General features: G+C 44.7%; 18 protein-coding genes. 13 read left to right on the top strand and 5 right to left on the bottom strand.

Annotated features, from left to right (window positions below):
- Positions 1-88: 88 nt before the first annotated feature.
- Together QZ371_RS00635 and QZ371_RS00630 are read right to left on the bottom strand one after the other, a co-directional pair.
- A complete protein-coding gene (locus QZ371_RS00635; protein ID WP_295207545.1) occupies positions 89-493 on the bottom strand; it encodes a type II toxin-antitoxin system HicB family antitoxin in 405 nt (134 codons plus the stop codon).
- A gap of 55 nt (positions 494-548) precedes the next feature.
- Positions 549-740, bottom strand: a complete 192-nt coding sequence (locus tag QZ371_RS00630; protein ID WP_295207542.1) for a type II toxin-antitoxin system HicA family toxin — start codon at positions 738-740, stop codon at positions 549-551.
- A gap of 181 nt (positions 741-921) precedes the next feature.
- Here QZ371_RS00630 and yabP point away from each other — a divergent pair, with 181 nt between their 5' ends.
- The 6 genes from yabP (at position 922) to QZ371_RS00600 (ending at position 4,027) form a co-directional block, all read left to right on the top strand.
- Complete coding sequence (gene yabP / locus QZ371_RS00625) at positions 922-1,194, top strand: sporulation protein YabP (RefSeq protein WP_295207539.1); 273 nt, start codon at positions 922-924, stop codon at positions 1,192-1,194.
- 29 nt (positions 1,195-1,223) lie between these two features.
- On the top strand, positions 1,224-1,673 hold the full coding sequence (gene yabQ / locus QZ371_RS00620) for a spore cortex biosynthesis protein YabQ (RefSeq protein ID WP_295207536.1): 450 nt from the start codon (positions 1,224-1,226) through the stop codon (positions 1,671-1,673).
- Positions 1,674-1,856: 183 nt separating this feature from the next.
- Positions 1,857-2,216 carry a septum formation initiator family protein gene (locus QZ371_RS00615; protein ID WP_295207533.1) on the top strand — a complete coding sequence of 120 codons (360 nt, stop codon included), beginning with the start codon at positions 1,857-1,859 and terminating at the stop codon, positions 2,214-2,216.
- A 148-nt stretch (positions 2,217-2,364) separates the two neighbouring features.
- A complete protein-coding gene (locus QZ371_RS00610) occupies positions 2,365-2,961 on the top strand; it encodes a S1 RNA-binding domain-containing protein (protein ID WP_295207531.1) in 597 nt (198 codons plus the stop codon).
- A 35-nt stretch (positions 2,962-2,996) separates the two neighbouring features.
- Entirely contained in the window at positions 2,997-3,260 is a 264-nt protein-coding gene (locus tag QZ371_RS00605; RefSeq protein ID WP_295207529.1) for a DUF4321 domain-containing protein, read from the top strand.
- Positions 3,261-3,319: 59 nt separating this feature from the next.
- Positions 3,320-4,027 carry a hypothetical protein gene (locus QZ371_RS00600; protein WP_295207526.1) on the top strand — a complete coding sequence of 236 codons (708 nt, stop codon included), beginning with the start codon at positions 3,320-3,322 and terminating at the stop codon, positions 4,025-4,027.
- A 100-nt stretch (positions 4,028-4,127) separates the two neighbouring features.
- Here the strand turns inward: QZ371_RS00600 and QZ371_RS00595 are convergent, their stop codons facing one another.
- From QZ371_RS00595 to QZ371_RS00585, 3 genes are read right to left on the bottom strand one after another with little or no spacing between them, the layout of a single operon-like run.
- On the bottom strand, positions 4,128-4,697 hold the full coding sequence (locus QZ371_RS00595; RefSeq protein WP_295207524.1) for an SseB family protein: 570 nt from the start codon (positions 4,695-4,697) through the stop codon (positions 4,128-4,130).
- 5 nt (positions 4,698-4,702) lie between these two features.
- On the bottom strand, positions 4,703-5,662 hold the full coding sequence (locus QZ371_RS00590; RefSeq protein ID WP_295207521.1) for a glycosyltransferase family 2 protein: 960 nt from the start codon (positions 5,660-5,662) through the stop codon (positions 4,703-4,705).
- Between the two features lie 11 nt (positions 5,663-5,673).
- On the bottom strand, positions 5,674-6,462 hold the full coding sequence (locus QZ371_RS00585; RefSeq protein WP_295208073.1) for a TatD family hydrolase: 789 nt from the start codon (positions 6,460-6,462) through the stop codon (positions 5,674-5,676).
- A 190-nt stretch (positions 6,463-6,652) separates the two neighbouring features.
- On the opposite strand from QZ371_RS00585, the gene QZ371_RS00580 reads away from it, so the two are divergent.
- The 7 genes from QZ371_RS00580 (at position 6,653) to QZ371_RS00550 (ending at position 15,318) form a co-directional block, all read left to right on the top strand.
- On the top strand, positions 6,653-7,012 hold the full coding sequence (locus QZ371_RS00580; RefSeq protein WP_295207518.1) for a hypothetical protein: 360 nt from the start codon (positions 6,653-6,655) through the stop codon (positions 7,010-7,012).
- 146 nt (positions 7,013-7,158) lie between these two features.
- Positions 7,159-8,124, top strand: coding sequence for a D-2-hydroxyacid dehydrogenase (locus QZ371_RS00575; protein WP_295207515.1), 966 nt, complete (start codon positions 7,159-7,161; stop codon positions 8,122-8,124).
- A gap of 21 nt (positions 8,125-8,145) precedes the next feature.
- The gene (gene proB, locus QZ371_RS00570) at positions 8,146-8,943 is read left to right on the top strand and encodes a glutamate 5-kinase (RefSeq protein ID WP_295207512.1); all 798 of its coding nucleotides are present in this window, start codon (positions 8,146-8,148) and stop codon (positions 8,941-8,943) included.
- 226 nt (positions 8,944-9,169) lie between these two features.
- Positions 9,170-10,423, top strand: a complete 1,254-nt coding sequence (locus QZ371_RS00565; RefSeq protein WP_295207510.1) for a glutamate-5-semialdehyde dehydrogenase — start codon at positions 9,170-9,172, stop codon at positions 10,421-10,423.
- 116 nt (positions 10,424-10,539) lie between these two features.
- Entirely contained in the window at positions 10,540-11,154 is a 615-nt protein-coding gene (locus QZ371_RS00560; RefSeq protein WP_295207507.1) for a TIGR04100 family radical SAM protein, read from the top strand.
- 168 nt (positions 11,155-11,322) lie between these two features.
- The gene (gene hisC, locus QZ371_RS00555) at positions 11,323-12,384 is read left to right on the top strand and encodes a histidinol-phosphate transaminase (RefSeq protein ID WP_295207504.1); all 1,062 of its coding nucleotides are present in this window, start codon (positions 11,323-11,325) and stop codon (positions 12,382-12,384) included.
- Between the two features lie 495 nt (positions 12,385-12,879).
- The gene (locus QZ371_RS00550) at positions 12,880-15,318 is read left to right on the top strand and encodes a YfhO family protein (RefSeq protein WP_295207501.1); all 2,439 of its coding nucleotides are present in this window, start codon (positions 12,880-12,882) and stop codon (positions 15,316-15,318) included.
- The last annotated feature ends 40 nt before the right edge of the window (positions 15,319-15,358 follow it).

Genomic DNA, 15,358 nt, shown 5'->3' with positions numbered 1-15,358 from the left:
GCGGTAAAACGTTTTCAGGGGAAGAAATTTTGTTGGAAATAAAAAAAGCCCCGCCGTTTGATAGGCAGGGCTTGGGGTGATATCTGTATTAGTGCATATTGTTCAATTTTTGGATAAGCGCTTCCTGCAACGCCGCAGAGAAATTTATGTGCGCAGCCTCAGCCTGCTTGTTGAGCCAAGAGGGCAGAGTGCAGTTTTTGCGTATAGCCTTTTCGCCGTACATTTCAGCATATTTGTCCATATCAAGCACAACGAGATTTACAAAATCACCGCTGTTTTCAATAACTATATCTTTCGGGTTTGAAGCCTTTGGTGCAGGGTTGCCGTCCTCAAGTTCGTCAAGCACCCAGCCGCTTGCACAGTCCACAGCCATTTCGATAGCTTCGGCAAGAGAATTGCCTTGTGTTACAGCGCCAGGAAGATCGGGGAATGTAACGCAATATCCGTCTTGTTCTTCTAAAGGTGAAAAATATGCAGGATAAACAAGTTTCATAAAAACTACCTCCTAACTTTATTTTATGTTTTATTGCAGTAAATATTTCTGCAAATTATTTGTCGTTATTGTTGAGCCCAGCCTGCGTCAAAATTGATTTGACCGTTTTCAAATCAAGGTCGCCACCGTGGTTCGGTATCGTGACTTTGCCGACTTTGCTGGGGTGTTTATATTGATAATGAGAACCTTTAACGTTCTTTAACCAGCCGTCTTGCAACAGTAATTTCTCGACCTCTCTGAATTTCATAAGCTCACCTCTTTTTTATATATTATAACACGCATAATGCGCATTGTCAATAGCTTGTGTATGCATATTATAAATCAAGCCACACCTGCATATAAAAATAGAAAGGGCAAAAATTGCTATCAAAACGCAACCCATAGCCCGAAAATTACGCAATTTTACAATTTCGCAAGGAGGTATCTTTATGAACGAACCGCAGGGAAACCATAACGCTATTTTGCAGGATAGGCGAAAGCTCCAGCTCACGGGGGTGACGGACGTTGACAGCTTCAATGAGGAGGAGATATGCCTTTTCACTCAGCTTGGAGAGCTCACCATAAAGGGCAAAGACCTGCACATAAACGAGATAAGCGTCGATTCAGGGGACGTGTCCGTTGAGGGGGACGTCTGGGCGCTTATCTACGGGGAAAAAGACAGGCGCAAAAAGCTTTCCGCTATCGGGAAGATATTCAAATAACAAAAATAGCAAAGGGTCGGTGAGGAAAAATGGAAAATATGCAGCTTGGGATAGCGCTTGAGACGGAGCTTTTTCTGCTTTCGGTGGTGCTTGGGGCGGCGCTTGGGGTGGCGGCAGATATCGTCCGTGTGGCGAGGGCGCTGCTTTATCACCCGAAAGCGCTGGTGTTCGTGGAGGATTTCGCCTATGTGCTGCTTTTTGGCTTTGCGCTTTATACTTTCTGCACGGGGCTGACAGGGTCTATAAGAGGCTTTGCCCTTGTGGGAATGGTGCTGGGTGCGCTGCTGGAGCGGCTCTCTTTAGGCAATGCTATCGTCTATCTGCTTAGAAAGGTGCTCGAAACGCTGAAAAAGCTGGTCTTTTCGCCGGTTGGGAGATTTATGACTAAAATCGGCGGCTTTATCAAGAGGCGTTTTGTGAAAAAGTGCTTAAATTTCAAAAGAAATAAAAAAAATGACGAAAAGCCCTTGCAAGTTTAGATTTAATTAGTGTATAATAAAAGAGAATAGAATGTCGGTTTTATTGTAATGAGCAGGCGGTGTTAAACGATTAACATTTTAGTACGCCGTATGCTCAGATCGGTATTAGAATATGGAATATGAAAGACAAGAAAGACAAAACGCAAAAATAGTGTAAAAGTGTAAAGATCAAAGGAGTACATAATGTTTGGTAAAAAAAATAAAGCGCCGAAAGATACCGACGGCGTGCAGGACGTTCTTGAAAAAGCACCAAAGCGGAAGCACTCAAGATTTGGAAGGCTTCTTACGGTGTTCGCCGTGGCGGCTCTGCTGGTATATTCTCTTGCGACGATAATTTCGCAGCAGGCTCAGATCGCTCAGCTCAAAAAGGAGTCAAGCGTTATCGAAAAGAAGATAACCGCAGCAAAGCAGCTCAACGATGAATATACAAGGCTTCTCAGCTCCGATGATGAGGCGGAATATATGGAGAAGATAGCCATTGAAAAGCTTGGTTATGCTTATCCAAACGAGCGGAGATTTTATATCGTCAATAACGATAACTAGTTTATTAGTGGTAAATTGAAGAAAACTCAATAATTTAATGATTCAATTTGGGGAAATTTTGATCGGGCGACCGACCATAAAAAATAATGTGTATTAAACGATATACATTATTATATAATTTTTATTGCAGAGAGGACAAAAAAATTAAATGCAGCTTGAAGTAGGAAAAATTTATGAAGGAAAAGTAACAGGCATTACAAAGTTCGGCGCTTTTGTGGAGCTTGATAAGGACACAACAGGAATGGTTCACATTTCTGAGGTAGCGAATACTTTTGTAAGCGAGATCAAGGATCATCTTACAGAGGGTCAGACCGTCAAGGTAAAGGTGCTCAATTTGGGCGACGACGGAAAGATATCCCTTTCTATCAAAAAGGCTCTGCCTGCACCTCCAAGAAAGCCAAGAGAGGGCGCAAGAGACAACAAGCAGGGCAGAGACGGACGAGATAAAAGAGATAACAGAGACGGCAACAGACAGGGCGGTCAGAGACAGTTCAACCGTCAGGGTCAGCAGAACAGACAGAGAAACGATCACGGCAGCTTCGGCGGCTATAATAATTACAACAGGGACAGAGCTCAGCAGGATTTTGCAAAGAACCCACCGCCGGTATATAATTCCGACAGCAATTTCGGCAACGCAGATTTTGAGGATATGCTCAGCAAGTTCAAGGCAACAAGCGAAGAGAGATTTTCTGACCTCAAGCGTGTTATCGACAACAAGAGAAAGTCCCCTTCAAGAAGAAAATAAAAAAGTAAAAAGTAAGAAATTAAAGGATATCAGCTATGAAGAATTTCAAAAGGACGTTTGCGTTCATATTCTTTATGCTTGCAGGAATAGTTCTGGGGGCTTTTATCGCCTATGTCTGCGAGGGCAAGAGCTATGTGGGCTGGCTTGCGTGGGGAAAGAACGTTGGAATAGAAAGCTTTGCCATTGACCTTTATGTGATAAAATTCAACATCGGTCTTATGGTCCACGCTACGATCTCGCAGATATTCACTATTGCTGCGGCTCTTATCATTTTCTCAAAGACCTGTAAGAGCTTATAAGCCTATAACAATTTTTTATAATAAAAAATGCAAAATGCAAAACGGAGAAATAATTTGCAATGAGATCAAAATCAAGTAAAATAAGACCTTTGAGATATCTGAAATATACGGCAGCAGCCCTCACAGCGGCTGTCTGCCTTTTCTGTTCGTCCTGCGGACAGCCCGAACTAAAGCACGATCAGCTCGTTTACAAGGCGAGGGAAGATTACGCCAACCTTGATTCCGCAAAGGTCGTAATAACAAATGAGGACACAGGCGAGGTCGAGCAGGAATTTACCTTCAAATATGATGAAAAGGACGTGCTGACCTATTCTTATTATGGCAAGAACGGCGGCACGGAGTATGCTCAGTACAACAACGGCATAGAGAGCTTCACATACGATAACGGCGAATATTCCCACGCAGTCAAGGGCGACAAGGGCTTCTCGAAATACACAAGAAAAGCCAAGCACCCACAAGCTGACGAGGGTATGCTGATGTTTGCGCCAAAGGCAGTCAGCAGCGTTTCGGATATCATCGGCGACGATGGCTCTGTTACTGTTACCTACGTTTACGATGTTTCAAAGCTTGGCAAGGACGCAGAAGAGATCGGCACAACGGGCTTTTCCACCACCTATTATTTCGACAAGGATGGAAAGCTTGAATACTTCACAGAGAACACTCAGGCGGACAAGGACAGCTACAATTACCGCATTGATATCACCGAGCAGAACTCCGTTGACAAGATAGAAAACAAAGCCAAGGATTATGAGAACAAGGCAAAATAAGAAACAAATAAAAAATGTCCCCGAGCATTGAATGTTCGGGGATTTTTTACATAAAAAACGGACAACCATTTGGCTGTCCGTCTTGCTTATTGTTATGTAATTATTCAGCGCTCTCGTTATTTGTAACTGTGATGTTTGGCTCAGCGCCTTCTGCGCCCTCAGCCTGTGCAGCTTCTGCGGCAGCCTTGCGCTCTTTTGCTACCTTGATGAGCGTCTGCTTGATAGATTCAAGCATTTCCTGTGTGAATGGAAGGTTCTCGCTGAATGGGTTGATAACAAAGCCCTGTACCTTTGGTGTCTGCTCTGTGAGAGCTGCAATGTCCTGAAATCTCATTGCAAATGACTGGAAAGGCTTGTCATACTTGAGTTTCTGAGCCTCTTCAGGAGAAGTGAAAACAGGGAAGAATGTTCCGTTTGTCTTGTTGTTGTTGAGAAGAATGAACTTAGCCTTGTTCTTGTCCTCGAAATTAACGTGGTTCTCAGCGTCGGCAACAAGCTCTGTTGTCTTTTCTACCATTGCAGGCACGAGAAATGTGCAGGCAAGCGCTGTGTTGATGACCTTGTTCTGCGTCTCTGCGCAGAAATTCTTTCTCATCTCTGCGATAGCTTCAATAAGCTTAGGGTTGTTGTCAAAGTTGGCTTTGTTGTTGTTTGCTCTGAGTTCTGGCATTTTAATTACTCCTTGTCTGATTCTTCAAGATTTTTTTCGATTATAAATTTAGGTCTTGCTTTGGTCTCAAGATAAATTTTTCCTATATATTCGCCGATAATGCCTATTGCGAGAAGCTGAAGTCCGCCGATCGCCCATATTGACGTTATGGTGGAAGCCCAGCCCTGTACAGTATGTCCTACCGCCCAAGTGATAAGGAAGTAGATAAGCATTATAAGAGATACCAAAAATACAAAGATACCGATAGTTGTGATAAATCTGATAGGCTTTACCGAAAGTGAGGTTATGCCCTCCACCGCAAAGGATATCATCTTTTTCAGCGGATATTTCGATTCGCCTGCCACACGCTCGTTTCTTACATACTTTACGATGTCGCTTTTAAAGCCCACCATAGGTACAAGGCCTCTCAAAAACAGGTTGACCTCTTTGAACTTTGCGAGGGCTTCAACGGCTCTCTTGCTCATAAGTCTGTAATCGGCGTGGTTATATGTTATCTCGACGCCCATATGCTCGAGAAGCTTGTAATAAGCCTGAGCAGTTCCTCTTTTGAAAGCGGTATCCTTTTCTCTTGAGGAACGAACGCCGTAAACAATGTCGCAGCCCTCGGCTCTTTTATCCAAAAAGCCGTCGATAGCGTTGATATCGTCCTGCAAGTCGGCGTCCATAGACACGATTATATCTGCGTAATTTTTAGCGGTCATAAGCCCTGCGAGCAAAGCGTTCTGATGACCCTTGTTCCTTGAAAGCTTCAGTCCTGTAAAGACAGGGCTTGCTTCGTGGAGCTTCATTATTATCTCCCAAGTCTTGTCCTTTGAGCCGTCGTCAACGAACATAACCTTGCTGTCCTCAGCGATACGGCCGTCTGCTTTAAGCGTGTCAAGCTTTTTTATAAGTGCTTCTGCCGTGATAGGAAGCATTTGCTCCTCGTTATAGCAGGGTATAACAATAAACATTGTCTCTTTCATTTTGTCCTCAGTTATCCTTTCTTGTATTCGATCCCGAACAGGCGGCAAGCGTTTCTGTTTGTAATGTCAAGCACTTCCTGCGGATCGAGTTCTTTTATCTCAGCTACGACCTTTGCGACTTCCTCTATCATATAGCTTTCGCACCTTTGACCTCTATACGGCGGCGGAGCCATATAAGGGCAGTCGGTCTCGAGGAGAAGTCTATCCATAGGCACTTCCTCAAGGGCACGTCGAGCCTTTTTAGCGTTCTTGAAAGCCAGCGCACCTGTAAAGCCTATATACATACCAAGCCCGATGACCTGCTTAGCGGTCTCAGCGGAGCCGGAGAAGCAATGGACAACGCCCGACGGCACATAATTATTGAGCACATCAAGGCAATCCTGAGTAGCCTCTCTGCAATGCACGATAACAGGCAGGCTTTTTTTGACAGCGAACTCGATCTGATGATCGAACAGTCTTATCTGCGCTTCCTTATCGTAACCCTCATAGTGATAATCAAGGCCTATCTCGCCCACAGCCACCAGCTTATGGGTAGCGCAGGCTTTGACGTAAAGCTCTTCAAGCTTAGTCATATAGTCCTCCGGCAGGGTATCCATACACTCTGGGTGAAAGCCCACGGAGGTATAAAAGTTATCATATTTTAAAGCGGTCTCGATACCGAACAGCGATGAATTTTCGTCCGTAGCAGCGTGGCAGACTTTATCCACGGGCGAACCCGGTTCTTTCAGCAGTCTGTCAAGGACCTCATATCTATCCTCATCGAAAGCGTGATCGTCGTAATGACAATGTGAATCAAATATATTTTTTATAGCAAGGTCGTCCTTTCGTAAAAATATACAAATATATTATATCACACTCCGCTAAATTTGTAAACCCCTTTTTTTCAGGGGCAAAGCCCCTGAAAAAAGTTGCAATTTTGAAGAGTGTGTGCTATAATATAAAATGAATAATTGGCGCTAAAAGCGCATAGGAAAACAAGGAGATGATCTTGTGTTGGAGACATTGGCGGCTGAGTCCGCAACATTGCAGAATGTCTATGCACCATTGCCTTTCAAGGTGCATTTCATATTCTGTATCATCGCAACGCTTTTATATATGACGCAGTTTATGAGAAAACGTTCGGTGCATTACCTTATTATAATGGTGGCGATCGACCTCACTATCGTTACGCAGTTCTGCACCGAGAGTATCGTTATCGCATTCCTGTTCGGTATCGAAGTGATACTTCTTGCGCTGGCAGGCATATTCTCTCATAAGTATAATAAAGCGCAGGCTAAACTTCAAAGCGAAAATGCTGCAACGGCTGATAATTCCAGCGATAGTGCAGATAATGATAGTAAGGGAGAATAGGTTAAAACCCCATATGTAGGGGCAAACATTGTTCGCCCGTGTATTGACAAGGCGCAAAAATGGTTGTTGCCTATTTCCTGCGCATATTGTAACAAATTACGCTGATTTATTTGACCCAAATTAACCAATTTCAAAGGACGATTTATATGAATATAGTTATCCTCGATTCCGAGACCGTGTCGAGAAATGACGTTTCCCTTGATGGCATAACAGCCTTGGGGGACTGCAAAATATACGGCTTCACACCAAACGAGCAGGTCGCAGAGAAGATCGGCTCTGCGGACGCTGTAATATGCAATAAATGCCTTATCACGGAGGAGGTCTTTTCAAAGTGCCCAAACCTCAAGTATGTGGGGCTTTTCGCAACGGGCTATAATAATGTTGACCTCTCCGCCGCCGATAAACACGGCGCTGTGGTATGCAATGTTCCTGCCTATTCAACAAACGCAGTTGCGCAGCATACTTTCGCACTTGTTTTGAACTATTTCAGTCAGATAAGAGAGTACGCTCAGAAAGTCGACGAGGGCGGCTGGGTGAATTATAAGCTGTTCTCATATTTTGGCATACCGACTTATGAGCTTGCAGAAAAGACTATCGGCATTGTGGGCTATGGCGATATCGGAAAAAAGGTGGCTGAGATCGCAAGGGCTTTCGGAATGAAAGTTGTGACGTATACCCGTTCGCCCAAGAAGATCACGGACGGCACGCCTGCGGTCACGCTGGAGGAGCTGCTCAAAACCGCCGATGTTGTTACACTCCATTGTCCGCTGACAAATGATAACGAGAAGATGATAAACGCTCAGAGCCTTAGTATGATGAAGCCGTCGGCATATTTTGTCAACACCGCAAGGGGCGGCTTGGTGGACGAAAAAGCTTTGGCGGAAGCGCTTGAAAACGGCACTATCGCAGGGGCAGGGATAGACGTCCTCACAAAAGAGCCTATGACGGAAGATTGTCCGCTTAGAAACGCAAAGAACTGCACGATCACGCCCCATATCGCTTGGGCGCCAAAGCAGACAGGAGAGCGCCTGCTCGAAACAGTTGCCCAGAACCTTAAAATGTGGATTGAGGGCACTCCGCAGAATGTGGTCAATGGCGTTAGTGGGAAATAATAATTTAAGGATATGATAAAAATGATAGAAATAGATATGACAAAAAAGAAAAGAGTTGTGGTGAAGGTGGGAACTTCCACGCTGACCCATAGCACGGGGCTTCTTAATATCCGCCGTGTTGAGCAGCTCGTTAAGACACTTGCCGACCTGCAAAACGCAGGCCACGAAATTATCCTCGTGTCAAGCGGCGCTGTTGGACTTGGCAGAGCAAAGCTTGGCATAAAGGACAGACCGAAGGATACCCCCACAAGACAGGCTTGCGCCGCCGTCGGTCAATGCGAGCTTATGTATCTTTACGATAATCTCTTTTCTGAATACAGCCTTAACGTTGCTCAGCTTTTGCTGACAAAATATATCCTGCTGGAGGACAGACGCACCAATGTGCAAAACGCCCTCGAGCGCATTATCGAGCTTGGTTCTATCCCTATCGTAAACGAGAACGACACCGTGTCTATCGATGAGCTGGAGCTTGAAATGGGCGAGAACGATTCCCTTGCGGCAAATGTTGCAGTTCTTGCAAATGCCGACCTACTTATAATAATGTCCGATATCGAAGGCCTTTTCGACAAGGACCCTCATAAATATGACGACGCAGAGCTTATCCCTGTTGTTCCAGAAATAACCGAGGAGATAAGGGCTATCGCAGGGGGCGCAGGTTCGTCCCTCGGCACGGGAGGAATGGCGACAAAAATTAAGGCCGCAGAGATATGCAAAAAGGGCGGTATAGACCTTATAATAATGAACGGCCGTGACCCGAGACACCTTTACAAGGTCTTTGAAAATAAACCGATCGGAACACTTTTTACAGCTAATAGCTGATAACAACAATGAACAGTCTGGGCTGTTGAGAAAGTCCGAAACAAATGGGACGTAGAGGACGCCGTCCTCTACATATGCGCTTAAATACGCAATTCTAATGTAGGGGCGAAAATTGTTGTTCGACAAGGCTCACAACAATTTGTGGTCGCCCGTTGGTACGCTGCTTTTGCGACAGTCTGAAATGATTAAATTAACAGTAAGCTGTTAATGGGGAGGTATACTAAAAATGAGTTACATTGACATCTTGGGCGAAAGGGCTAAGGCCTGCAAAAAGGAGATAGCTTTCGCCTCAACAACACAGAAAAATGACGCGCTTCTCGAGATCGCACATATCCTCAGAGTTTGCAAGGAGGATATCATCAGAGCCAACGCCGTTGATCTTGAGAACGCAAGAGCAAGAAAAATGTCCGAAGCTATGCTTGACAGACTTGCCCTCAACGACAGCCGTATCGAGGGAATGGCTAAAGCCTGCGAAGAGCTTTGCCAGCTTGACGACCCTGTCGGCGAAGTCGTTTCGGGCTCCACAAGGCCAAACGGAATGAAGATCGAGAAAGTAAGAGTGCCAATGGGCGTTATCGGCATAATCTATGAGGCAAGACCGAACGTCACAGTTGACGGTGCGATCCTCTGCTTGAAGAGCGGCAACGCCGTTATCCTCAGAGGCGGAAAGGAAGCTATCAATTCAAACAAAATGCTCGCCGACCTTATGAGAAAGGCAGTTGAAAGATCGGGATTCAGTCCTGATATTATCCAGCTTGTGGAGAATACCGACAGGCAGAACGCCATTGATATGATGAAAGCCAGCGACTACATAGACGTTCTTATCCCGAGGGGCGGCGCACAGCTCATAAGGGCAGTCGTTCAGACCGCCACCGTTCCTGTTATCGAGACAGGCACAGGCAATTGCCACGTTTATGTTGACGCAAGCGCAGATATAAATATGGCGGTGGATATAGTTGACAATGGCAAGACGTCACGTCCGTCGGTATGCAACGCAGTTGAGAGCTGTCTTGTACACAGGGATATTGCGGAAGATTTCCTGCCGAAGCTAAAGGCAAGGCTTGACAAGCACCACGTTGAGATAAGGGGCTGCGAGCTGACGAGGCAGATACTTGGCGCAGAGAATGTTACCATTGCTGACGAGGAAGATTATGCCACAGAGTTCCTTGACTACATCATTTCCATTAGAGTGGTGGACGATATGGCGCAGGCGCTTGAACACATTGACAGATTTTCCACTGGACATTCCGAGTGTATCGTGACGGAGAGCTTGTTTGCAGCGCAGGAATTTCAGAAGAGAGTGGATTCGGCAGCGGTGTATGTGAATTGCTCAACGAGGTTCACGGACGGCGGAATGTTTGGTTTGGGTGCAGAGATAGGAATATCCACGCAAAAGCTGCACGCAAGAGGACCTATGGGATTGAAGGAAATGACAACGACTAAGTATCTTATCTCGGGCAATGGGCAGATACGCCTTTAAGTGAGGAATGAGGAATGAAGGAATCTCCGTTGGCGATGATATTTCTCTTGTAGGGGTGAACATTGTTCGCCCGTTTGCTCTGATACTTTAATATATTACAAAAAGAGGTAATCAAAATGGTAAAAGCAATGAATATATCCTATGAGATAGGCAAAAAGCTCTACCTCAATATAACAAATAAGTGCCCTTGTAACTGTACGTTCTGTATACGCCATAACGGCGACGGTGCGTATGGTTCTGACCCGCTTTGGCTCGAGCACCAGCCAACTGCGCAGGAGGTAATCGACAACCTCAAAACAAGAGACCTTGATAGCTATGAGGAACTGATCTTCTGCGGATATGGCGAACCTACTTGCGAGCTGGAAATCCTCAAGGAGACCGCTAAGTATATAAAGTCTGTCTCCAAAACTCCTGTCAGACTTAATACCAATGGACTCAGCGACCTTATCAATAAACGTGAAACTCCTGCCGAGTTCAAAGGGCTTGTCGATATCATCTCTATCAGCTTGAACGCCTCTGACGAAAAAGCCTACGACGAGGTCACAAGACCTTCGTTCAAGGGCGTAAATTGCTTCGAGGAAATGCTCTCTTTTGCTAAAAGAGTTAAAGAGTTCGTGCCAAATGTTATGCTCACAGTCGTTGATATTATCGGCGAGGAGGAGATAAAGAAGTCTCAGGCCGTTGCCGATAGAGTCGGTATCCACCTCAGAGTTAGAGAATATGTGGACTGATCAAGACAGTTCTGAAAGATGAACAGACTAAAGCTCTCCCATTAGGGGGAGTTTTTTGCTTTGCGATTTGACAACAGCCCAGCTATGTGCTATAATGATTTATATTAATGCTTTACTATGATAAAACATAGCGAGTAGGTAACAGAAAACAGAAAGGGTAATGTGAAAATGTCTGAAAAGCTTTGGAGAAAGAACCTTATTAATATAGAGCCATACGTTGCAGGCGAACAGCCAAAAAACGACAAGATAATAAAGCTCAACGCCAATGAGAACCCTTATCCGCCGTCGGAGAAGGTGAAAAAGGTGTTGGAAACGAAAAATATTTCGGATTTCAGAAAATATCCAAGTGCAGACGCTTCGGCGCTGAGAGCGGCTTTGGCGGAAAGAGTTGGACTTAAAAGCGAAAATGTTTTCTGCGGAAACGGCTCAGACGACGTTTTAGCCACGGCTTTCCGTGCATTTTTCAATTCCGATAAGCCTATAATCTATCCTGATATCACCTATTCTTTCTATCCGGTTTGGTGCGATCTTCTGAAAATACCATACGAAACAAAGAAAGTTGACGAAAATTTCGTTATAAATATCAAAGATTTCTGCGTTCCAAACGGCGGCGTAGTTATTCCGAACCCTAACGCTCCAACAAGTTTGGGCGTTGGAGAGGACTTTATAAGGGAGCTTCTCGACAACAATAAGGACAGCATTGTGATAATCGACGAAGCTTATGCGGATTTCGGCAGATATTCCTGCGTTGACCTTGTGAAAGAGTACGACAATCTCGTCGTAACGCAAACGTTCTCGAAATCACGCTCCTTGGCAGGAATGAGGATAGGAATGGCTTTCGCAAACGCCGAGCTTATCAGCTATATGCAGGCCGTGAAGGATTCCTACAATTCCTATCCGCTCGACCAACTTGCAATTGAAACAGCCATAGCAAGCCTTTCGGACGAGGAATATTTCCGCACAACTGTCGAAAAGATCAAAGCCACAAGGGACAAGACCGCCGCAGAACTTAGAGAAATGGGCTTCAAGGTGCTTGACAGCGAAACGAATTTCCTTTTCGCTGAGCACGAAAAGTTTTCGGCGAAAGAGATATTCACATACCTGCGTGAGGAAGGCATATTTGTCAGATATTTCGATAAGCCGAGAATAGATAACTATCTGAGGATAACAGTCGGTACGGAAGAGGAAATGGGGCTGTTGGTAAATAAATTAGAGAAATTTGTGAAGTAAAAATAGAAGCGGAAAGCAACAAATGAAAAGACCCGACTAAGAAACAAAAACTAGCGCAGCGAAATTAAAACGGAGGCTCAAGCGCGCCGTTAGAGCGCTTGCGGGTTCTTAGGGCAGCGCCCTAAGTGGGGTCTTGGGGATAGCCCCAAGCAGAGTCAAGGGACAGAGTCCCTTGCAGAGTTTGAGACAGAGTCTCAATCGGCGATAGCCGACTTTAGTAGGCGCAGAATAAATGTAAAAGAAGCACAACGAAAGTTGTAGCTTCTTTTTTTGTAATGCCGAAGCATATATCCTGCGCCGATCTCATTTATGTCAGTCCCCTCGCAAAGAGCGAAGCAATTTTGCGACACACCAATGTAGGGAAGGCATTCAAACAAAGCCGATAAAACCCACCAAAAACAGTTGCAATTATAACTCCTCTGTGATATAATAAAACTATATACGGCTTTTTGCCAAAAATAAGAGTAAAAAATGTAAGAAAAAGAGGAAATGACAATGTTTAGAAAAAGCGGAGTACTAAAAAGCCCCGAAAATATGCAGAATAAGCGGAAAGAAAAATATCTGCTGCTGTTTGTTACGGCTTTTATCGGTATGATGATCTCGTTTATACCGTCTATGATAGTCAATAAGGGTATATTCCTTTATTATGGCGACTTCAATTCACAGCAGATGATGTTCTATCAGCACGCACACGACGCCGTCCGCGGCGGTAATATGGGCTGGGATTGGGGTACTGACCTTGGTTCAAGCTTTGTGGGTTCGTATTCGTTCTATTTGCTGGGCTCGCCGTTTTTCTGGCTGACCGTGCTGTTCCCATCGGGAGCCGTGCCTTATCTTATACCTTGGCTGCTGGCGCTTAAAACCGCTATCGCTGCCGTCTCGGCTTATGCTTATATAAGATATTTCGTCGATAATACCAACGCTTGCTTTATCGGCGGACTGCTTTATGCCTTCTCAGGCTTCCAGACCTATAACGTCTTTTTTAACCACTTCCACGACGCTACTGCTTTCTTCCCCCTGCTCCTGCTGGGATTTGAAATGCTCGTTCAGGAAAATAAAAAAGGCGTGTTCGCTATCACGGTCGCACTCTGCGCTACAATAAGCTACTTCTTCTTTGCCTGCGAGGTCGTTTTCGTTGTCATCTATTTCTTTATTAGATGCCTCGATAAGACTTTCGATATAGATATGAAAAAGTTCGGTTTGCTTATCCTCGAGGCTGTTATCGGCGTGATGATATCTGCTATCATCTTCCTGCCATCTGCCCTCACCGTTATGGATAACTACCGTGTGAACGAAAGACTTTACGGCCTTGACCTCGTTATTTACAGCGAAAATGTTAGAATACCAAGAATTATCCAGTCCTTCTTTATGCTCTCTGATATGCCTGCAAGAATCAATATCCTTAATTCCGATAAGGCAAGATGGGCTTCAATGGCAGGCTATCTGCCAATGTTCTCAATGGCGGGCGTTATCGCATTTATGAGAACAAGAAAGAAGAGCAAGGACAACTGGCTCTCAAAGGCTATAATCGTGTTCGGCATAATGGCTTGCGTGCCGATACTGAACTCAACTTTTGTGCTGTTCAATGCCTCTTATTACGCAAGATGGTATTATATGCCTATCCTGCTTATGTGCCTTATGACAGCGAAAGTCCTTTCGGAAAATAAGGACGATCTCAAAAAAGGCTTTGTGCCTGTCTGCGTTGTCTGCGCAATATTCATCGGTATCGGACTTCTGCCGACAAATGAAAACGGCGTTGTCAAGTACGGCAAAGTGCCTGAGTATATAGAGCTTTACTATATCCAAGCCATCGTAACTATCCTTATGACTGTTATGCTTGGCGTGCTTATCTACGTCGTGGCTGAAAAGAAAGTTGACTATATGAAAGTCGCTTCGGGAATGACCGCCGCCGCTGTTGTGATCTGTATGACTTCATCAATAATCTACGGCGTTGCGCAGGGCACGGACAATACCGACTATATCAAGAGAGCCATCAACGGCAGCGATAATATCAATATGGAAAAGCTTGAAGAGCAGTCCAAAAATTACAATGCCGACAATAGCTTTTACAGAATAGACACTTCTGAAAATGTTGACAACTGGTGTATGTTCTGGGGACTTTCTTCAATGAGATGTTTCCACAGCGTTGTTTCAACATCTATAATGGACTTTTACAGCTCAATAGATCAGACAAGAGACGTTGCTTCAAGAATGGAGACGAAAGTTTATCCGCTGAGAAGCCTTTTCTCCGTCAAGTATTATTTCAACGAGCTGACAGAAAATGAAAGAAACGGCAAAGAACCTGTTTCAACGCCTAACACAATAAGCACATTAAAGGGCTTTGAATATGTTGACACGCAGAACGGCTTCAACATTTACGAGAACAAATATTATGTTCCAATGGGCTTCACATACGATTATTACTGCGTTGATTCTGACATTCAGAAGGCTTCTGAGGTAGACAAGACAATGATGCTGATGAAAGCGCTTGTGCTTGATCAGGAGCAGATAACAAAATATAAAGACATTCTCCAGTATTACAGCTTCAAGGGCACGGACTATTCTGAGGACGCATATTATCAGAACTGCCTTGACAGAAGAAAGAATAGCTGCTCGGAATTCAGCTATGATTCTTATGGATTCAATGCGAAAATAGACCTTGACAGGGACAATCTTGTATTCTTCTCTGTGCCGTATGATGACGGCTGGACGGCGACTGTTAATGGACAGGCTGTTGACATTGAGAAAGTAGACTATGGCTTTATGGCTGTGCTTTGTCCTAAGGGAGAGAGCGAGATACAGTTCACATATGAGACAAAGGGACTTTTCTATGGAAAGATCATAACAGTAGTGGGCTTTGGCGCATTGATAGTATATTTGGGTGCGGTGAAGTTTGGCAAGAGAAAGTCGAAAGACGAAGTTAACGCTAAGTAGTTAGTAGTGAGGAATGAAGGAATCGCCGTTGGCGATGATT

This window comes from Ruminococcus sp. (assembly GCF_019423705.1).
GTDB lineage: Bacteria > Bacillota > Clostridia > Oscillospirales > Ruminococcaceae > Hominimerdicola.
This window is presented reverse-complemented; position numbering and strand designations above follow the sequence as displayed.